18 protein-coding genes and 1 other RNA gene are annotated in these 19,178 nt (G+C 39.0%); 14 read left to right on the forward strand and 5 right to left on the reverse strand.

Annotation, left to right across the window (positions count from 1 at the left end; translation table 11 throughout):
* Positions 1 to 95 precede the first annotated feature (95 nt).
* The 3 genes from J9537_RS07470 to nth all read left to right on the forward strand — a co-directional run bounded on the left by J9537_RS07470 (position 96) and on the right by nth (position 2,909).
* Complete coding sequence (locus J9537_RS07470; RefSeq protein ID WP_218257345.1) at positions 96 to 1,439, forward strand: NADH oxidase; 1,344 nt, start codon at positions 96 to 98, stop codon at positions 1,437 to 1,439.
* Positions 1,440 to 1,552: 113 nt separating this feature from the next.
* On the forward strand, positions 1,553 to 2,263 hold the full coding sequence (locus J9537_RS07475) for a DnaD domain protein (protein WP_218257295.1): 711 nt from the start codon (positions 1,553 to 1,555) through the stop codon (positions 2,261 to 2,263).
* The gene (nth, locus tag J9537_RS07480) at positions 2,256 to 2,909 is read left to right on the forward strand and encodes an endonuclease III (RefSeq protein ID WP_218257296.1); all 654 of its coding nucleotides are present in this window, start codon (positions 2,256 to 2,258) and stop codon (positions 2,907 to 2,909) included. The genes J9537_RS07475 and nth overlap by 8 nt, the downstream gene beginning before the upstream one ends.
* A gap of 15 nt (positions 2,910 to 2,924) precedes the next feature.
* Here the strand turns inward: nth and J9537_RS07485 are convergent, their stop codons facing one another.
* Positions 2,925 to 5,237, reverse strand: coding sequence for a PBP1A family penicillin-binding protein (locus tag J9537_RS07485; protein ID WP_218255448.1), 2,313 nt, complete (start codon positions 5,235 to 5,237; stop codon positions 2,925 to 2,927).
* Positions 5,238 to 5,241: 4 nt separating this feature from the next.
* Complete coding sequence (gene recU / locus J9537_RS07490; RefSeq protein WP_218255450.1) at positions 5,242 to 5,847, reverse strand: Holliday junction resolvase RecU; 606 nt, start codon at positions 5,845 to 5,847, stop codon at positions 5,242 to 5,244.
* Positions 5,848 to 5,927: 80 nt separating this feature from the next.
* Here recU and J9537_RS07495 point away from each other — a divergent pair, with 80 nt between their 5' ends.
* From J9537_RS07495 to J9537_RS07520, 6 genes are all read left to right on the forward strand, one after another.
* A complete protein-coding gene (locus J9537_RS07495; protein ID WP_218255451.1) occupies positions 5,928 to 6,485 on the forward strand; it encodes an SLOG family protein in 558 nt (185 codons plus the stop codon).
* Between the two features lie 68 nt (positions 6,486 to 6,553).
* Complete coding sequence (gene gpsB, locus J9537_RS07500) at positions 6,554 to 6,955, forward strand: cell division regulator GpsB (RefSeq protein ID WP_010744800.1); 402 nt, start codon at positions 6,554 to 6,556, stop codon at positions 6,953 to 6,955.
* A gap of 14 nt (positions 6,956 to 6,969) precedes the next feature.
* Positions 6,970 to 7,342, forward strand: an RNA gene (rnpB, locus tag J9537_RS07505) — RNase P RNA component class B.
* A 129-nt stretch (positions 7,343 to 7,471) separates the two neighbouring features.
* Complete coding sequence (locus tag J9537_RS07510; protein ID WP_010744801.1) at positions 7,472 to 8,638, forward strand: THUMP domain-containing class I SAM-dependent RNA methyltransferase; 1,167 nt, start codon at positions 7,472 to 7,474, stop codon at positions 8,636 to 8,638.
* Positions 8,625 to 9,272 (forward strand): HD domain-containing protein, encoded by a 648-nt coding sequence (locus J9537_RS07515; protein WP_218255453.1) that lies wholly within the window; start codon positions 8,625 to 8,627, stop codon positions 9,270 to 9,272. Before J9537_RS07510 ends, J9537_RS07515 begins: the two co-directional genes overlap by 14 nt.
* 112 nt (positions 9,273 to 9,384) lie before the next feature.
* Positions 9,385 to 9,732, forward strand: a complete 348-nt coding sequence (locus tag J9537_RS07520; protein WP_010744803.1) for a hypothetical protein — start codon at positions 9,385 to 9,387, stop codon at positions 9,730 to 9,732.
* A 12-nt stretch (positions 9,733 to 9,744) separates the two neighbouring features.
* Here J9537_RS07520 and J9537_RS07525 read toward each other — a convergent pair whose 3' ends face one another.
* Complete coding sequence (locus tag J9537_RS07525; protein WP_218255455.1) at positions 9,745 to 10,059, reverse strand: hypothetical protein; 315 nt, start codon at positions 10,057 to 10,059, stop codon at positions 9,745 to 9,747.
* A gap of 120 nt (positions 10,060 to 10,179) precedes the next feature.
* Here J9537_RS07525 and J9537_RS07530 point away from each other — a divergent pair, with 120 nt between their 5' ends.
* Both J9537_RS07530 and J9537_RS07535 read left to right on the forward strand, forming a co-directional pair.
* Positions 10,180 to 11,328, forward strand: a complete 1,149-nt coding sequence (locus tag J9537_RS07530) for a VanZ family protein (protein ID WP_218255457.1) — start codon at positions 10,180 to 10,182, stop codon at positions 11,326 to 11,328.
* 1 nt (position 11,329) lies between these two features.
* Positions 11,330 to 12,679, forward strand: coding sequence for a DEAD/DEAH box helicase (locus tag J9537_RS07535; protein ID WP_218255458.1), 1,350 nt, complete (start codon positions 11,330 to 11,332; stop codon positions 12,677 to 12,679).
* An 18-nt stretch (positions 12,680 to 12,697) separates the two neighbouring features.
* On the opposite strand, the gene J9537_RS07540 is transcribed toward J9537_RS07535, so the two are convergent.
* On the reverse strand, positions 12,698 to 13,138 hold the full coding sequence (locus J9537_RS07540; RefSeq protein ID WP_218255460.1) for a GNAT family N-acetyltransferase: 441 nt from the start codon (positions 13,136 to 13,138) through the stop codon (positions 12,698 to 12,700).
* Positions 13,139 to 13,207: 69 nt separating this feature from the next.
* Between J9537_RS07540 and J9537_RS07545 the strand changes: the two genes are divergently transcribed.
* From J9537_RS07545 to cls, 3 genes are all read left to right on the forward strand, one after another.
* Positions 13,208 to 14,260, forward strand: a complete 1,053-nt coding sequence (locus tag J9537_RS07545) for a DUF7278 family profilin-like fold-containing protein (protein WP_010744808.1) — start codon at positions 13,208 to 13,210, stop codon at positions 14,258 to 14,260.
* A 266-nt stretch (positions 14,261 to 14,526) separates the two neighbouring features.
* Positions 14,527 to 17,160 (forward strand): alanine--tRNA ligase, encoded by a 2,634-nt coding sequence (gene alaS / locus J9537_RS07550; protein WP_218255462.1) that lies wholly within the window; start codon positions 14,527 to 14,529, stop codon positions 17,158 to 17,160.
* 145 nt (positions 17,161 to 17,305) lie between these two features.
* Complete coding sequence (cls, locus tag J9537_RS07555; protein ID WP_218255464.1) at positions 17,306 to 18,766, forward strand: cardiolipin synthase; 1,461 nt, start codon at positions 17,306 to 17,308, stop codon at positions 18,764 to 18,766.
* On the opposite strand, the gene J9537_RS07560 is transcribed toward cls, so the two are convergent.
* Positions 18,761 to 19,147 carry a ribonuclease HI family protein gene (locus J9537_RS07560; protein WP_218255466.1) on the reverse strand — a complete coding sequence of 129 codons (387 nt, stop codon included), beginning with the start codon at positions 19,145 to 19,147 and terminating at the stop codon, positions 18,761 to 18,763. The genes cls and J9537_RS07560 overlap by 6 nt on opposite strands.
* Between the last annotated feature and the right edge of the window lie 31 nt (positions 19,148 to 19,178).

Below are 19,178 nucleotides of genomic sequence, written 5' to 3' on the forward strand. Positions count from 1 at the left end.
GTGAGCAAATTTATTTAGACAGAATTTGAATTCTGTTATACTGTCCTTGTGCAAAAGATTGCAAACAAAAATTATTAAATGAAAGAGGGACAATGATGAAAGTAGTAGTAGTAGGATGTACACATGCCGGCACTGCAGCCGTTAAAAATATTTTAGCAAACCACCCAGATGCAGAGGTTACTGTATTTGAGCGGAACGATAATATTTCTTTCTTATCTTGTGGAATCGCTTTATATGTCGGAGGAGTAGTGAAGGATCCAGCAGGATTGTTTTACTCAAATCCTGAAGAATTAACCTCTCTAGGTGCAAAAGTGAACATGGAACACGATGTAACAAATATTGATACAGATGCTAAAAAAGTAACAGCTAAGGATTTAAAAACAAACGAAGAAAAAATAGTAGATTATGATAAATTAGTAGTAACAACAGGTTCTTGGCCAATTATTCCGCCAATCAAAGGAATTGAATCTAAAAATGTATTGCTATGTAAAAACTACAACCAGGCAAATGTCATCATTGAGCAAGCAAAGGATGCTAAAAAAGTAGTAGTAGTAGGTGGAGGATATATCGGAATTGAATTAGTCGAGGCTTTTGCTGAATCCGGTAAACAAGTAACCTTGATTGATGGTCTATCTAGAATTTTAAACAAATACTTGGACGAACCCTTCACAAATCTTTTAGAAAAAGAATTAGTTGATCGGGGTGTAACATTAGCTTTGGGTGAAAACGTCAATGAATTTGTTGCTGACGAATCTGGAGTGGTGACAAAAGTAGTGACAGCAAGTCAGGAGTTTGATGCAGATATGGTCATTTTATGTGTCGGCTTCAGACCAAATACAGATTTATTGAAGGATAAGGTTGATATGCTGCCAAGCGGCGCAATCAAAGTGAACGAATACATGCAATCAAGCAATCCTGATATTTTCTCTGCTGGAGACTCTACGGTTGTTCATTACAATCCAACAGGACAAGAACAATATATTCCGTTAGCAACAAACGCTGTGCGTCAAGGGATGCTAGTTGGACAAAATCTAGTTGAACAAAAAATGAAGTATCGTGGAACACAAGGAACATCCGGGCTATATCTATTTGGTTGGACGATTGGTTCAACTGGATTGACAAAAGAAAGTGCTGCATTGAATGGAATTGATGCAAATGTGACTGTCATTGAAGACAACTATCGTCCAGAATTTATGCCAACGACTGAAAAAGTCTTAATGGAGATTGTCTCTGAAAAGGGAACAAACAAAATTTTAGGTGCACAGTTCCTTTCTAAATACGATATTACACAATCAGCGAATACATTGTCAGTAGCTATCCAAAATGGCATGACCTTGGAAGACCTAGCATTACAAGATTTCTTCTTCCAACCACACTTCGATCGTCCATGGAACTACTTAAATATCTTAGCTCAAGCAGCCTTAGCAGAAGCAGAATAACCCATAACAGGGAGGGGAACCTTCCTGTTTTTTTGTTTCTTTATAATTCGTTTTCCAGGATTGGACTTCTTTTTTTTTTAGTGTAAACTAAAAATGGGAACGGAGGATTTAAAATGATTTCATTAGAGGAATATTTAGCAGGAGGAGAAACGACCATCTCAAATCTGCTCTTAAAAAATTATACAAAACTTGGTTTAGATACAAACGAATTTATGCTCTGGCTTCAGCTTCATGCTGCACATCAAGCAGGAGAAGACTTTCCGGATTTAACAATAATCGCTAAAAATATGGGTAATACCATTGAAAAAATTTATGGTGTGTTAAATAGCTTGGTTGAAAAAGAGTTTGTCACCCTTGAAACAGCTTTGGACGAATCTGGAAAGCAAAGTGATCGTTATAATTTGATGCCAGCATATGAAAAATTAAACATACTAAAAGAACAAGAGCGTTTTGAAGCGGAGGAGAAGAATGATTTGGCCGCACAAAAGAAAATGTTGCGTTCTTTCGAGCAGGAGTTTGGCCGACCATTGTCACCCATCGAATACCAAAAAATTGGTTATTGGTTGAATGAGGATCATTACTCGCCATCATTGATTGAGTTGGCATTACAAGAAGCTGTTTTAAATCAGGCGTATAATTTTAAATATATCGAAACAGTCTTACAAAGTTGGGAGAAAAAAAATATTCGATCAAAAGTGCAGGTGGAAGAGGAACAGCGCCGAAGAAAACAAATTTTACTTCAAAAGGAAGAACAAAATCATTCTGAAGAACTTCCTAAAGTGTCTTTGTATAACTGGTTAGAAGGGAAAGATCCAGATGCTTAGCAAAGAGAAAACAATGGAAGCCATGTCAAGAATGTACGAAATGTTTCCCGATGCGGTGGGAGAGCTCCATTCTGAATCACCTTTTCAATTATTAATTGCAGTCATTTTAAGTGCGCAAGCAACAGATGTTTCTGTGAACAAAGCGACACCGGCACTATTTGCGGCCTATCCGACACCTGAAGCTTTGGCTCAAGCACCTATTGAAGAGATTATTGCGAAGATTAGAACAATTGGTTTGTATCGGAACAAGGCAAAAAACATTAAGGCTTGTGCACAGATGCTGTTAGATAATTACGGCGGCGTTGTTCCTGATTCTCGCGAAGAGTTAATTAAGCTGCCTGGGGTTGGCCGTAAGACCGCCAATGTAGTGCTTGGGGATGCGTTTGGTGTACCTGCCATAGCTGTGGATACCCATGTAGAACGAGTAACTAAACGTTTACGGATATGTAAATTAAGCGCTTCTGTAACGGAAGTAGAAGCCACATTAATGCGGAAAATACCAAAAGACTTATGGGTTAAAAGTCATCACACACTCATTTTCTTCGGACGTTATCACTGCACCGCACGCGCACCTAAATGCGAAATTTGTCCGTTATTAGATATGTGCCAAGATGGGAAAGAGAGATTAAAGGCCACTCGAAAATAATTCGAGTGGCCTTTTTTAATTACCAGAACTAGGCTGTAAATTTCGTTGTGCCTGTGCCGGGTCAGGTTGATTAGCACTTGATGACGGCTGTGATGGTTGCTGTTCAGCAGACGAAGACGGTGTTGGTGTAGGATCAGGTGCAGAACTTGTTGGTGCTTCGCTGTTGCTTGCTGGTGGAACCACTGTTGATGACTCCGATGCACTGGTTTCAGATTCAACACTACTGCTTTGAGTAGTCGTTTCGCTGGAATAGCTGTTGTTATTGTAATAAGAACCTTGGACAGAATAGCTAGGTTGTACTGGAACGGAAGACGCTCCTTTTACATAGAGTTCATTTCCAATTCTTAGAACATCATTTGGCATAACCCAATCTTCATTTGAAACATTTTCTGAGGCATAGCTCATCATTTCGCGATAAACATCTTGGGCGATAGTTTCAGATTGAGTGGTGATTGGTGTCATTCTATTATCATAGCCGGCCCAAATTGATAATGAATAATGAGGTGTATAGCCAGTAAACATTACATCTGGAGAAATTGATCCAGAATGAGGGATTTTGGCTAGTTCATCATCTGTATAGTTTGAAGTCCCAGTTTTCCCAGCTTGAAACAAGTTCGGAATTTGAGCCTTGTATCCAGTTCCCTTAGTAATCACATCTTTCAAAATGTCAGTAATCATATAGGCCGTATAAGGTTCCATGGCTTTTTTACCTTCATTTTCAAATGTTTGTTCAGAACCATCTTGGTATTTAATCTTGTTAATATAAAGCGGTTCGTTATAAGTACCGCCATTAGCAAAGGCTGCATAGGCAGCAGCCATTTTTTCAGTAGAGATACCATATTTGGTACCATCCTGCGCTTCAGTATTACTTGATATGGCATTAGCTTGCTGAATATCTTTGTATTGTATATTCAACTTTTTCAAAAATTTTGATACATTTTCAGGACCAACCTCGTTATAGAGCTTCACGGCAGGCACATTCCTTGAGTCATACAACGCTTGACGCAGTGTAATATTTCCTTGGTAACTGTTGTCCCAGTTTTTGACCTCTGTTTTCGTACCTTCATAATAGTAAGGTTTATCATCGATCCGGTCACCTGTAGACTTTTGCAAGTATTCAAAGGCAGGTCCGTAATCGGTAATTGGTTTAACTGTCGAACCAAAATCACGATTGGTATTTACTGCTCGGTTCATCCCCAAGTAGACATCGTCTGCGATATTGCGACCACCAATTTGAGCAGTCACATTTCCAGTTTTACTATCAACGAGTGTTGCTGCAATTTGTAACTCTTCATCCGGGTATTGAACATATTCATCACCATTTACGATCGAGTAAAGACGATTTTGAGCATCCGTATCTAAATTCGTGTAAATATCTAAACCGTCGGTGTAAACATTCTTCCCTGTTTTATCTTCTACTTGAGCAATAACTTCTTTGACATAATTATCGGCAACTTTTCGTTCCTGATTGTCAGATTCCAATGGTAGTAAACCTTGATCAATCGGTTCTTTTGTTGCTTTATCATATTCGTCTTGAGTAATCTTCTTATTATTTAACATCGTGTAAAGCACTGTATCTCGTCGATCTTTCGCCGCTTCAGGATGTTTATAAGGATCATATGAATTGGGTGCTTGCGGCATACCAGCTAACAAGGCGGTCTGAGCGATAGTTAAATGCTGTAGTTCTTTTCCGAAATAGGTTTCAGCAGCAGTTTCCATCCCGTAGAGGCCATTTGCCATATAAACTTTATTAATATAGTAAGTAAGGATTTCTTGTTTCGAGTGTTTTTTCTCAAGCTGTATTGCTAACCAGGCTTCTTGTGCTTTTCGCCTTAGTGTTTGATCTGAAGCTTTTGTAGAGAAGAACGAAAGCTTTACAAGCTGCTGCGTCAACGTACTACCGCCTTGAAGTCCGCCTTTATTCGTAATATTGTGGAATAACGAACCCATGATTCGAACTGGATCAACGCCGTTGTGTTTAAAGAAGCGTCGGTCTTCCACTGAAACAATCGCATCATCTAATTCCTGCGGTATTTTAGTGGCGCTGACTTTTTCGCGTTTCTCAGCACCTAAATCCTCAAAAATATTGCCATCCTTGTCATATAGTTTTGAAGATACTGTTGCGTCCAATTTCTTTTCGCTTAAAGTTGGCGCATCTTTCACGTAGAAGAAGAAGACGCCGATGCCCGTTAGTAAAGCTACACAAAGTAACCCCACAATTGCAATCGCGATTTTCAACCCAATATGGCGATTTTTTGTCTTCTTTGATGCAGGTTTTTTTCCTTGTGCAGTTCGCATTTTCTTTTGCGAACGTGAGGGATTAGCCATTTGATTAACTCCTTTTTTCAAGATATTGTTCCACCGCTGCCAAGTAAGGGATTCTTGGGGCAATTTGCGGTGTGATCTCGATACCAACTGTTTCTATTACTGTAAGTGGTATTGATTTTTTGCCGTTCTCTTGCTCGTTCCAATAGTTTACCAGTTCTTGAGCAGAAAGAAAAAAGCAACGATTCAAGCTTGAAAACCATAGCAAAACAAAACAAATCGCCTCTTGCTTTATGCATTGCTGCATGTGAGTGATTTGATGCTGATGGAAATTTTTCAGCGGAAATGAGGTTTTGTTTTTCGTTTCCTTCGCTTCAAAATCTAGATAGTATCCGCGATAAACGCCATTGTAATCAGTAGTAGAAGGCTGTCTAAAATAGGCCTCTTTAATGACTGCTGCACTTCGTTTGGGATAGTCGACCTTAACAATCTGAAGCGGCGTTGGCTTTTTATGGACAACTGCCTTATCATGAGTTAAGTAGTATTCGTTGCTTTGATTAATTGCTTCTTCAAAGCGCATCCCGCGATTCGCAAACGTCGTCTCCTTTTTTAATGTACGTTCTCGTGGATTTTTTTGTGAAAACAACTGACCGTTAGGGTAATGAAAGGTCATTTTTATCACACTCCTGCTAGCTATTATAGCAAATTTTTTCGAAAGATATTTTATTTTTAAGTGAAAGTAAGGAAAATGCAATGAATGAAACAATAGAGCGATTATACGTAACAGGATATCAAAGCTATGAATTGGGAATATTCAATGAGAAAGATCCAAAGGTACAAGTCATTAAGAATGTTTTAAAACGAGAACTGATTGCGTTAATTGAAAACGGTCTGGAATGGGTGATGATTAGCGGCAGTCTTGGCACAGAGATTTGGACAGGGCAAATCGTCAATGAACTCAAACAGGACTATTCTCAGATAAAATTAGCCATTATTTTTCCCTTTGAAGGATTCGGAAGTAACTGGAAAGAACACAATCAATTATTTTTGAATGAGCTGGTACAAACGGCTGATTTCGTTGATTCTGTCAGTCATCACCCGTATCAAAATCCAATACAATTTAAAAATCATGTAAACTTTCTGCTTCAGCACACGGACGCAGCGCTTATCGTTTATGATACAGAGTATCCTGGTAAAACCAAATTTTTTCTAAAGGATGTAGAGAAATTTCAGGAGAGAAATTCTTATGATTTACTTACGATCACGATGGATGATTTAGAAAATTCCTCATACTTTGGGGATAGTGTTTGATTTCCTTTGGTATATCAGCTAGAATGTATAGGAAAGTAAATTAAGATTAGAGCTAATGAGGTGGAAAAATGGCGAATGTAATCTATACTCCTAACGATATTTTGGAGCAAGAATTTAAAACAAAAATGCGCGGCTACGATCCAATCGAAGTTGATGAATTTTTGGACAATGTAATTAAAGATTATGAAGCTTATAACAAAGAATTATTAACGTTGAGAGAAGAAAACGATCGGTTGAAAGCAAAAGTTGAACAACTGTCAAAAGCTCAGCCAGCACCTTCACGTGTAAAAGAAGCTGCGCCTAAGAGTTCAGCGGTAACAAACTTTGACATCTTGAAACGTTTATCGAATCTTGAAAGAGAAGTATTTGGTAAGAAGCTTGACCAACAAGCCTCTGCACAAACATCTTCGGACTTTGGTCAAAATTATACTCAAGATGAGAGCGACATTGAAAAAACTCGTCAATTTTAAATTTGAATGATGCAATTTTTGGGTGATCGCGGTTTGCTTTGCGCAGGCTGAGGAAAGTCCATGCTCGCACAGACTGAGATGTCTGTAGTGTTCGTGCTTAGCGAAACCATAAGCTAAGGTACTTCTTTTGAAGTAACGGCAGAAAAAAAGGCTAAGGAGGAATCTATGCCTGAGTATTCTTGAAAGTGCCACAGTGACGAAGCATTTTGAGAAATCAAAATGGTGGAACGCGGTAAACCCCTCGAGCGAGCAACCCAAACAATGGTAGGGGCGCTTTTTCTAAGGAAATGAACGATGAAAGAGACGGCATTTATGTCGGAGATAGATGATTACCACGACGATCACGCTTCCCTGAGTTGATCGCCGTACAAAACATGGCTTACAGAAAATTGCAGCAATTCAGGGTGTGCCTTCCAACTTTGTTGTGAAGGTTTTTTTATTGGAAAATTCAAGATTGCCCCTCATAGATAACAAAAACAATAAATGATAACTAAGAAGAGGTTCAAAGGAGATATTATGGAAAAACAATACAATTTGATTGCCACAGCTGCCGCTGGTATAGAGGCCCTAGTGGGCAAAGAATTAAGAGGACTTGGCATCGAGTGTCAAGTGGAAAATGGACGGGCACGATTTAAAGGAGACTTGGAGACAATCGCCACTGCTAATTTATGGTTACGAACAGCGGATCGTGTAAAAATTATTGTCGATGAATTTGACGCTTTTACTTTTGATGAATTATTTGAAAAAGTAAAGGCGATTCCGTGGGAAGACTATTTACCGTTGGATGCAGAATTCCCAGTTGCGGGACGCTCAATAAAATCGAAGCTGTACAGCGTCCCTGACTGCCAATCGATCACTAAAAAAGCTATCGTGGAGCGTTTGCGTGAGGTCTATCATCGTCCAGCTCGTGTACCATTACCTGAAACAGGGGCGTTGTTCCAATTAGAGGTAGCTTTATTAAAGGATCATGTTGTCCTGACTTTAGATACTACTGGACCAAGTTTGTTTAAACGCGGCTATCGGTTAGAAAAGGGTGGCGCGCCACTGAAAGAAAATATGGCTGCAGCATTAGTGATGCTGACAAATTGGCGTAAAGATCGTCCTTTTTATGATCCTGTTTGTGGTTCTGGAACATTGTGTATCGAAGCTGCCTTGATTGGACACAATATCGCTCCTGGCTTCAATCGTGATTTTGCATGCGAGGCGTGGGATTGGTTTGATTCCTCTGTATTTGAAAAAGTACGGGCAGCGGCTGATAATGCTGCTGACTATGATATCGAATTGGATATTGCTGGATCAGATATCAATGGTCGCATGATCGAAATTGCTCGAGCAAATGCAGAAGAAATTGGTTTAGGGGATTCGATCCAATTTAAGCAACAGGCTGTCAAAGACTTTAAGACCGAAAAAGACTACGGTGTAATTGTAGCAAATCCACCATACGGCGAGCGTCTAGGAGAGGAAGAACAGGTACGTGAACTTTATCGAGAGATGGGGGATGTCTTTCGTCCGCTAAAAACCTGGAGCAAATATATTCTCACGAGTGATCTGGCCTTTGAAGAGTTCTATGGCGCTAAAGCAACCAAAAAAAGAAAATTATATAATGGGGCGTTACGAACAGATCTATTTCAATATTGGGGCGAACGTCCACCCAGAAAGCCGAGATTAGATGCAGAAGAATAAAGTAGAAGAAATTCGCCGTTATTCGATAGAAAAACTGGGGGGCGACCATAGCGGGCATGATTTTTATCATGTGGAGCGCGTGGCCAAAATAGCCAATCAACTGGCTGAACAAGAAGGTATATCTGATACTTTGATTATTGAAGCTGCGAGCTATCTTCATGATATTATCGATGATAAAGTCGTCGCTGACGTAGAGTTGGAAAAAAGGAACCTTAAAAAGTTTTTAAAAGAACTCGATTTTTCTACAAAAGAGATTCAAGAAATTTTTGAAATCATTGAAAATATGTCTTTCTCGAAGGAGATCGAAGAAGGAAAAGCTGATTTGACTGTAGCCGGACAGATCGTTCAGGACGCGGATCGTATTGATGCCTTAGGAGCGATCGGTATTTTACGAACGGCTTATTATGGGGGGCATACTGATAGCCCATTATATGATCCGGCTATATTACCGCAAGAGTTCAAGAGTAAACAGGAGTATCGTAAAAAAAGTACGGTAATTAATCATTTTTATGAGAAGCTTTTCAAATTACCAGAAACGATGAATACAAAAGCTGGAAAATTAGAAGCAGAACGAAGAAAAAAATTTATGGAAAATTTTTTAGAAGTTTTTTATACCGAGTGGAATTTATCATAATAGTAAAGGGAGAATCTTCAGAAAAAAGTAAAAAAATCCTTGAGACAAGACATATTATTTCCAGTGTTCTTCTTTTTCTCCTATAATGTTTCTTGGTTAGGAGGAACTCTGAATGCTACATCGTGAATTCTTGAGTCCCGAAGAAGTTTTAGAAAAAATGCCAAAATTGTCTGAAGGATTATTCGCTATTCGTTGCAAGCTTACGAATAAGACCTACCAGGTAATTTTATATAAATACCAAGAGGATTATTTCTTAGTAGAAAATCCAGCATTGATTAGTCTTTTACTTGAAAAAGAACGAAGCTTTTTTGGAACACCCGAACAACTTTTGAATGAAATCGAAATGTCGTTTGAGGATAATAATTATCAACCAGCATCAAAAGAGTGGGTCAACTTAGACTTGAATACCTTGAAGTTACTAGAGAATGTCGAAATCAAATTCTTTGATTTGGAAGAATAACAGGAGTCCCTGTTATTCTTTTTTTCTAAACTGACGGAAAAGGTAGTAAACATTGATGACCGTAAGAATTGCACCGAGAGCGAATGGGACGATTAAGCGACCTTGACTGTATCCAAAGTTCTTTTGAAAACTTTCTGCTGAAGTAAGTGAGATCACAGTTTGACTGTAGTTGTAAACTTGATAACTAAAAGTTGTCAAAAAAACTGAAATCAATGTCAAGGCAAACCGTCGATACTCATTACTTTTCATCCGTTTTAAAAAATAGAAAATCATATAGGCAACCATCAGGGCTGCGGGAACGCCAAACGCAAAAAGCGGATTAAGCATATAAAAAAACCTCCTTGAAAATTCATGATAAATCAGAGCTGATTCCATTTTACCACAACACAAAAAAAAGCATTGCTGATTCGAATAATCGGCAGGTCCTTTATAAGATGAGGGAGTTTTATGAACAATTATTTTTTTCCTATTAAAGCAGCAGTGATAACTTTCCCCTTTTTGGCAATGATTATTACTGCACCATTTTTAATTTATTACTATCGCAAATATGGACAATTAGGTAAATTGAGAAGTCTGATTCTTTATTCCTTTGTCTTCTATTTACTATCTGCTTATTATTTGGTCATTTTGCCTCTTCCGAGCATTGATGCAGTAGCACAGATGACCGGTCCGAGATACGAGCTTCATCTTTTTCAATCTTGGCACAACTTCATGAATCAAACAGTACTGCAATTGAATAATCCAAGCACGTATTTGCAAGCGATGAAACAAAGTGTGTTTCTTGAACCGGTCTTTAATATTTTCCTGTTGTTTCCATTTGGTGTGTACTGTCGGTATTATTTCAAATTTTCACTTTGGAAGACGATTTTGGCTAGTTTTTGTTTGTCCTTATTTTTCGAATTGACTCAATTGAGTGGATTATACTTTATTTATCCACGCCCGTATCGTCTATTTGATGTCAATGACTTATTTCACAACACATTAGGTGGAACCTTCGGCTTCGCCTGTGCGCCACTCTTTACTTTCTTTCTACCAACAAGGAACGAGCTTGATTCAGAATCGTATATTAAAGGACAGCAAGTTTCTCTGTTGCGGCGCTTTGTCGCAATGGTGATTGACTGGATGGTTATTGGTTTTATCAGTAGTCTTGTTGGTCTTATTGGAACCAATCTACCTAGTAACATAAAAGTATTATTAAGTTATCCATTTGTCAGCTTCACTTTGGAAGTTGTGTTATACTTCATGCTGGTTATGTATTTTTGGAATGGGCAAACCATTGGAAAAAAAGTGGTTCGTATCAAAGTGGTAGAAAAGAACAGAGAGCATATTCGGTTTTGGAGTTTAGTGAAGCGGTATAGCGCCTTTTATCTTTTCCTTAATGGACTTCTGCAGATTTTTAATTTTACGATGAACCATCTATCAACAGCCAATCACTCGATATTTATTGCTTATGTTACATTTGGCTTTATGAGTTTAGGAATTTTGCTTTTATTTCTTTTCAACTTATTGTATGCTCTCATAAGAAGAAAAAACCGCCTATTCCATGATAAAGCGAGTCACACGTATACGATTAGTACGTTAAAGAAAGAGGTATAACATGCGAACTTTTGAATCATTCAATTTCCAGCCGTTTATTCTTGAAGCTATTAAGGATAAAGGGTTTACTGAACCAACGGCGGTTCAAGAAAAATTAATTCCTTTAGTCAAAAAAGGAAAAAATGTTGTTGGACAATCACAAACTGGATCAGGAAAAACACATACATTTTTATTGCCTTTGATGGATAAGATTGATCCTGAAAAAGATGAGGTACAAATTGTTATTACGGCTCCAAGTCGTGAATTGGCAACACAAATTTATCAGGCAGCGATTCAAATCGCCCAATTTTCACCAACTGAAATTCGCGTGACTAATTTTGTTGGCGGCACTGATAAACAACGCCAAATAGAAAAGCTATCCACTCATCAGCCTCATGTAGCAATTGGGACACCCGGTCGAATTTTAGACATGATGAACGAACAGGCATTGAAGGTTCATACAGCAGAATATTTTGTTGTTGACGAAGCAGACATGACTCTGGATATGGGCTTTTTGGCTGAAGTAGATCAAATCGCTGGTCGGTTACCGAAACATCTTCAAATGCTAGTTTTTTCTGCAACGATTCCTGAGAAGTTACGTCCGTTTCTTTTGAAATATATGGAAAATCCAGTGATTGAAGAAATCAAGTCTAAAGCTGTGATTTCCGATACAATTGAAAACTGGTTGATTTCAACAAAAGGGCAAGATAAAAATCGTCTGATCTATCAGTTATTAACCATTGGGCACCCTTATTTGGCCATTGTATTCGCGAATACAAAACAGCATGTCGATGAAATCAGCGAATATTTGAAATCTCAAGGATTAAAAGTAGCGAAGATTCACGGGGATATTTCACCACGAGAACGTAAGCGAGTAATGCGTCAAGTACAAAACTTAGACTTCCAATATGTTGTGGCAACCGATTTAGCCGCACGGGGAATCGATATTGAAGGGGTGTCACATGTTATCAATGCTGAAATCCCTCAAGATTTAGATTTCTTTATTCACCGTGTTGGAAGAACGGGTCGAAATGGACTTTCAGGCACAGCGATTACTTTGTATGGCCCAAGTGATGAAAACGACGTTAGTCTGATAGAAAATACTGGTGTTACTTTCCAACCAAAAGAAATAAAAAATGGAGAAATCGTCGATACCTACGACCGCAATCGACGAAAGAAACGTGAGAAATCAAAGGATGAGCTAGACCCAACATTAATCGGTTTAGTAAAAAAATCCAAGAAAAAAATCAAACCTGGATACAAAAAGAAAATTGATCGAGCAATTTCAGAATCAAACAAACAAAAACGTCGGCAAGCACGCCGGCAGGAAGAGCGCAGTGTACGGAAAAATAAAAAGCGCTCGAATTCTTAACAAAAAGGGCGACGTCCGCTAATCTGTGGATAGTCGCTCTTTTTGCATTTTGATACATGGAATCCCATCTTCTTCAAAAACGTCAGAAACAACTTGGTAACCTTGTTGTTCGTAAAATTTTTGTGCGCTGATCTCCGCAGAGAGAACGGAATAACAACATCCTTCCTTACTAGCTTGCTTTTCAATATATTGCAGCAATTCAGCACCCAATCCGCGACCTCGATAATCGGGATGGACACATAAGCGATCGGGATTCAAGGTGAAAGAATTCAATTTTTGGTAACGAACGGTTGCCACTGGTAGCTGTTCATCAAAGAAAACAAGATATTGTCGATCTGTTGTATCCAATTGATCGAATTCCAATTCTGGTAAAATATTTTGTTCTAAAACAAAAACTTGATAGCGCAAATAAAAAGCAGCAGCCTGAAGTTCTGGTATTGCGTCAAAATATTTTTTCATCTTAATCCTCATTTCATTATGATAATGGTATAATTTTAGCATATGATGTTGGAGGAGGCAGAAAGAATTATGAACTTACTCGATCAACTAGACTGGTCCTATTGGAAACGATTGAATCCGAAAGAAAAACGCACCTTACTAAGCCAGTTATTACTTCATTTTGTTAACCCGCTGATGAAGATTTCAGATATTGAATTAAAAGATTTTGATTTATACGGGATTAAGTGTCAAACGTTCCAATTGTTAATTGATGAAGAGGAATTTGTTTTTATTCCTGGAAATAAAGATGCCATTTTAGGATGGAATTTGGGCACTAAGGGCTTGTCTCTATTAGAAACTGCACCAAACTCTCAGGAAATCACAATTCCTGAAGAGTTACGTGGACAGTACAATTTTTTTGACGTGGATTCTTTGGGGGAACTAATCAATGATAAAACCACAAGTCTGCGAAAAGTTAAAATTCCACCAATGTTCGTTCAACGACACGCGTTACCTGCTGGAACTAATTACTTAGGAATCTACGATGCAGTAACAGGAAGTTTTTCTGGTGAGGCCGATCAATTTTCTATGTATGAGGAAGAAATCAAAGAGGTACTTTCTCCGAATTTAACACCAGAAGAGAGCATGACGTGGTCTTTCCCTAGAAATGTCTTGAAAGAAGACCGTTGGTATATTGAAATGGTGCCCCATTCAGACAGTTATTTTGTTTTTAGTCATGAGCAACATACCTATAGCAGCTTGAGGAAAAAAGTTCGGAAGAAGAATTTTGATCTTTTGACGGAGGATCAGTGGGAGTATGTCAACGGGGCGGGCAGCCGCCGTCTATTCCGCTGGGGAAATGATTTGAATGTGAAGGACCCTTACCGAGGAAAAAAGGTTCGCAAGATGATGGAACGGGAGAATATGTTTGGCCTGTATTTCGATACTTCCATGGAACGTTTTGAGATCACGGAAGATCCAGGTGTTTTAAAATTGACGAATAAGAAAAACAATGTGGGCATTCCAATTGTTGATTTTCTTCCTTTGTCGAGCTATTTTAGCAACAATACGACGATGCTCCATGAAAAAGTTTTATCGCCGAGTGATTATTTGTATCGTAAAGCGATTTTAATCAAGATCTAGTTTGACTTTTGGCAAACTTTTTCCTATACTCATAAAAGGATATGGTTTGTTCCTTACGCCTCCACAGAAAGTGCACGATTGCTGAAAGCTGCACGTGGCGAAGAATAAATTGCTCCCACAATTATTTGATTGAAAAATCAACGCTGCTCAGCGTTAACGAGCTGAAGAGGTAATGATCAAACTATCATTGCAATCAAGGTGGTACCGCGAGTTTTCGTCCTTGACTGCAGTGGTAGTTTTTATTTTTTTAGAAAAGAGGAGAATAGATGAAAAAATTATCAAGCGCTGAAGTGCGCCAAATGTTTTTAGATTTCTTTAAAACCAAAGAGCACATGATTGAACCAAGTGCTTCATTGGTTCCCGTAAATGATCCAACATTATTGTGGATCAATTCAGGTGTTGCCACCATGAAGAAATATTTTGATGGAAGTGTCGTTCCTGAAAATCCACGTATCGCGAATGCACAAAAATCCATTCGTACAAACGATATCGAAAATGTCGGGAAAACTGCCCGTCACCATACGATGTTTGAAATGCTTGGAAACTTTTCTATTGGCGACTATTTTAAAGAAGAAGCGATCGAATGGGCATGGGAATTCTTGACTTCGCCAGATTGGATCGGGTTTGATCCTGACAAGTTGTACGTTACGGTTTATCCAGAAGATAAAGAAGCCAAACGTATTTGGTTAGAAGAAGTTGGTATTCCAGCAGATCATGTTGTTGAGATCGAAGACAACTTCTGGGATCTAGGCGCTGGTCCGAGCGGTCCTGATTCAGAGATTTTCTACGACCGCGGAGAATCATTCAATGACTTAGCTGAAGATGATCCAGAAAACTATCCAGGGGGAGAAAATGAACGCTATCTAGAAATCTGGAATTTGGTCTTTTCAGAATTTAACCATACGCCACAAGGGACGTACGAACCATTGCCTCATCAAAACATTGATACGGGTATGGGGCTTGAACGAATGGTTTCGATCATCCAAGATGCACCAACTAACTTTGAAACAGACCTGTTCTTACCGATTATCGGTAAAGTTGAAGAATTAAGTGGAAAAAAATATGGAACAGATAAATTATTAGATATTTCCTTTAAAGTTATCGCTGACCACATTCGCTCTTTAGCATTCGCAATTGGCGATGGTGCGCTTCCATCAAATGAAGGACGCGGTTATGTCCTACGTCGTTTATTACGTCGGGCAGTCATGCATGGAAAAAAACTTGGGATCGACCAAGCCTTTTTGTATAAATTAGTTCCTGTTGTCGGTGAAATTATGGTGAGCTACTATCCAGAGGTTAAACAACAAGAAGCGTTTATCGAAAAAGTTGTTCGTACTGAGGAAGAACGTTTCCATGAAACAATCAACGATGGCTTGACCATGTTGAATGATGTTTTAGCGGATCTGAAGGACAAAAACGAGACAACGCTTGATGGAAAAGTCATCTTTAAGCTTTACGATACATTCGGCTTCCCTGTGGAATTAACGGAAGAGGTTGCTGAAGATGAAGGCTTAAAAGTTGATCATGAAGGCTTCGAAGTAGAGATGCAGGCTCAAAAAGAACGTGCTCGTGCAGCTCGTACGACAGAAAAATCCATGGGTGTTCAAACAGCGTTATTAGGTGATATCAAAGTTGACAGCAAGTTTGTCGGGTATGATCATTTAGAAATTGAAAGTGAATTACTTGTTATCCTACAAGACAATGCGATGGTCTCCACAGTGAAGGAAGGAGAAGCCAAAGTCATTTTTGCTGAGACACCTTTTTACGCTGAGATGGGTGGACAGATTGCGGATAAAGGAATCCTTGTTGACCAATCAGGCAAAATCATTGCCCATGTAACAGATGTGCAAAAAGCGCCAAATGGTCAGGCGTTGCACACTGTAGAAGTTCTTGAATCATTAAACGAAGGAGATAAATACTTCCTACAAGTAAATGCTGCTTTTCGTAATAAAGTGATAAAAAACCATACGGCGACGCACGTATTGCATAAAGCACTAAAAGAAGTTTTAGGCGATCATGCGAACCAAGCGGGTTCATTAGTAACAGATACCCACTTACGTTTTGACTTTACTCACTTTGGTCAGGTTACGGCAGTTGAACTGAAAGAAATGGAAAAAATCGTTAACCAAAAAATTTGGGAGGCTATTCCAGTCGTAACGATTGAAACAGATATCGATACTGCCAAGAATATGGGTGCGATGGCCCTGTTTGGCGAAAAATATGGTCACGATGTTCGTGTCGTAAATATTGGTGACTGGTCTATCGAATTATGTGGCGGAACGCATGTGGTGAACACTGAAGACATCGGCCTATTCAAGATCGTTTCTGAATCAGGCATTGGTGCCGGTGTTCGTCGGATCGAAGCGTTAACAGGTAAAGAAGCCTATGAAGCCTTCCGAGATGAAGAAGAACAATTGATGCAGGTTGCACAAATCGTGAAATCACCACAAATCAAAGAAGTAGTCACCAAAACAGAACAGCTACAACAGCAAGTAAAAGAATTACAAAAAGAAAATGAAAAACTAGCGACAAAATTGGCGAACCAACAGGCCGGAGATGTCTTCAAAGACGTGAAGGAAATCAATGGAACCACTGTGATTACAGCACAAGTTAACGTCAAAGATATGAATCAGCTGCGGCAATTGGCGGATCAATGGAAACAAAAAGCCTTATCCGACGTCTTAGTTCTTGGAACAGTTCAAGGGGAAAAGGTGAATTTATTAGCGGCTATGAGTCCTACAGCGAATGAAAAAGGGTTGAAGGCTGGCGACTTGATCAAAGCAATCGCACCAAAAGTTGGCGGTGGCGGTGGCGGTCGTCCAGACATGGCACAAGCAGGCGGAAAGAATCCAGCTGGATTATCTGATGCACTAGCAGAAGTAGCGAACTGGTTGGCATAATTACCGACGTCTAAAGACAGCATCTTAGTGATGTTGTCTTTTTTTTATGAGAAAATGACTATTCTGTAGCGTGTTTCTTTTATTACTACTGTGATTTGGGTATAATTCAAATGAGAGAATTTATTTATTGAAAAGAGGGGACCACTTGGGAATTATTGAGCAAATTATTTTTTTAATTTTTATTGCCAATGCTGTGGGTGCGATTATTACCGTTTTTCGTAAACCGCGTAATATTACAACGATCTGGGCCTGGCTATTAACCTTGATTTTTTTACCTGTGATCGGATTTTTAATTTATGCTTTTTGTGGACGGGGAATCGATGGTGAGACTATGTATCGGTTTGAACAAGAGGATGAAAAGCGCGTAAAGGAAATCAATGAGATCATTCAAGAGGACAATCGTCATGTGGATTACAATGAACCGGATCAATTGTATCCGGCGGCGAAATCTTTAGTAAAGTATTTCCAAAATTTGGACGAATCGCCTTTAGCTGTTCGCAATGAGCTGGAGTTCTTTTTAGATGGGACAGCGAAGTTTGAACATTTATTTGAAGATTTACGAGCTGCTCAAAGTACGATTCATGTAGAGTACTATGCATTCTTCAATGACCGAATCGGTAATCGTTTTTTGCGTATTTTAGAGGAGAAGGCGGCAGAAGGTGTCCAAGTCAAAATGATCTATGATCCTTGGGGCTCTCCAAAAACCAACAAAAAGTTTTTTGAAACGCTTATCAAAAACGGTGGTAAAGTCACTCCGTTTATCACATCAAAGAACATTTTAGCAAAAACCCGCTTAAATTATCATTTACATCGAAAAATCGTTGTCATTGACGGACAGATCAGCTGGACCGGTGGATTTAATGTAGGGGATCAGTACCTGGGAGAATCAAAACGCTTTGGCAGATGGCGAGATACTCATGGCAGAATTGAAGGAACGGCAAGTTTTACCCTTCAAGAAATCTTTATTCGTGACTGGAATGCTTCCGTTTCTAGTAAATCGGAGCGCATGAGCTATTTACCTGAATATTTTGTTTTGCCACAGAAAAAGATTGAAAAGGGTGTCCCTATGCAAATCGTGGCAGATGGTCCAGATTCCAGCGAACAGATCATCAAAGATGGGTTTGTCCGCTTGATTTTAGCAGCAGAGAAGAGTGTTTGGATTCAAAGTCCATATCTTGTCCCCGATGAAACAATGATATCAGCTATTTTGATTGCTGTACGCTCCGGTATTGATGTCCGGATTATGATTCCCAATATGCCAGACCATCCTTTTATTTATCGGGCAACCCAGTATTATGCTAACTATTTACATCAACGCGGAGTCAAGATTTACCATTATGCTGATGGCTTTATTCATTCAAAAACAATCGTGGTCGACGATGAATTAGCCACCTTCGGTTCAACGAATCAAGACATTCGCAGTTACGAACTGAACTTTGAAGTCAGCAGCTTTATCTATGATCCAGAGATTGCCCAGCTGTTCCGTACGATCTTTGAAGAAGACATGAAGGAATGTATCGAATTAACAGATGAGATGATCGCGAGTCAGTCCCATTGGCTGAACTTCAAACAACGCTTTTCTCGTTTGCTTTCACCGGTTTTATAATTTTTTTCGTAAACCTTGGCGGGCAAGATTGTCCGCCCCTTTATTTTTTGCTTCAGGAATCCATTGAAGCACCAATAGTGGAAATTGCGGAGCAATTTCATTAAACTCTGATAAATATGGCAGGAAGAGCTTGTTTTTTGTCTGTCCTTGGTCTAAAATTTTTATTGCAGTTTTACTATCGGAATAAAGCATAACCGATTGATCATTTAACTTGTGATCGATCAGATAATGTAGCGCATAGAGAATGACAGCTAGTTCAGCCTGATGATTATTTGTTTCAGGTAATGAAAATGCTAGCTGCTGTTGCTTTTCAGAAATGATTAAAACACCGCCGCCGCTTTTTTCTAGATTCGTGGCAGCATCGGTATAAACTTTTAACATAAGGATCATCCTTTTTTTAGAGTAGGAGTAT

Source organism: Enterococcus raffinosus (assembly GCF_019175485.1).
Classification (GTDB): Bacteria; Bacillota; Bacilli; order Lactobacillales; family Enterococcaceae; genus Enterococcus_A; species Enterococcus_A raffinosus.

Excerpts from the sequence above, each read along its gene's own strand:
- J9537_RS07470 (WP_218257345.1), top strand. The coding sequence starts at position 96 with ATGAAAGTAGTAGTAGTAGGATGTACACATGCCGGCACTGCAGCCGTT.
- J9537_RS07475 (WP_218257295.1), top strand. The coding sequence starts at position 1,553 with ATGATTTCATTAGAGGAATATTTAGCAGGAGGAGAAACGACCATCTCA.
- nth (WP_218257296.1), top strand. The coding sequence starts at position 2,256 with ATGCTTAGCAAAGAGAAAACAATGGAAGCCATGTCAAGAATGTACGAA.
- J9537_RS07485 (WP_218255448.1), bottom strand. The coding sequence starts at position 5,237 with ATGGCTAATCCCTCACGTTCGCAAAAGAAAATGCGAACTGCACAAGGA.
- recU (WP_218255450.1), bottom strand. The coding sequence starts at position 5,847 with ATGACCTTTCATTACCCTAACGGTCAGTTGTTTTCACAAAAAAATCCA.
- J9537_RS07495 (WP_218255451.1), top strand. The coding sequence starts at position 5,928 with ATGAATGAAACAATAGAGCGATTATACGTAACAGGATATCAAAGCTAT.
- gpsB (WP_010744800.1), top strand. The coding sequence starts at position 6,554 with ATGGCGAATGTAATCTATACTCCTAACGATATTTTGGAGCAAGAATTT.
- J9537_RS07510 (WP_010744801.1), top strand. The coding sequence starts at position 7,472 with ATGGAAAAACAATACAATTTGATTGCCACAGCTGCCGCTGGTATAGAG.
- J9537_RS07515 (WP_218255453.1), top strand. The coding sequence starts at position 8,625 with ATGCAGAAGAATAAAGTAGAAGAAATTCGCCGTTATTCGATAGAAAAA.
- J9537_RS07520 (WP_010744803.1), top strand. The coding sequence starts at position 9,385 with ATGCTACATCGTGAATTCTTGAGTCCCGAAGAAGTTTTAGAAAAAATG.
- J9537_RS07525 (WP_218255455.1), bottom strand. The coding sequence starts at position 10,059 with ATGCTTAATCCGCTTTTTGCGTTTGGCGTTCCCGCAGCCCTGATGGTT.
- J9537_RS07530 (WP_218255457.1), top strand. The coding sequence starts at position 10,180 with ATGAACAATTATTTTTTTCCTATTAAAGCAGCAGTGATAACTTTCCCC.
- J9537_RS07535 (WP_218255458.1), top strand. The coding sequence starts at position 11,330 with ATGCGAACTTTTGAATCATTCAATTTCCAGCCGTTTATTCTTGAAGCT.
- J9537_RS07540 (WP_218255460.1), bottom strand. The coding sequence starts at position 13,138 with ATGAAAAAATATTTTGACGCAATACCAGAACTTCAGGCTGCTGCTTTT.
- J9537_RS07545 (WP_010744808.1), top strand. The coding sequence starts at position 13,208 with ATGAACTTACTCGATCAACTAGACTGGTCCTATTGGAAACGATTGAAT.
- alaS (WP_218255462.1), top strand. The coding sequence starts at position 14,527 with ATGAAAAAATTATCAAGCGCTGAAGTGCGCCAAATGTTTTTAGATTTC.
- J9537_RS07560 (WP_218255466.1), bottom strand. The coding sequence starts at position 19,147 with ATGTTAAAAGTTTATACCGATGCTGCCACGAATCTAGAAAAAAGCGGC.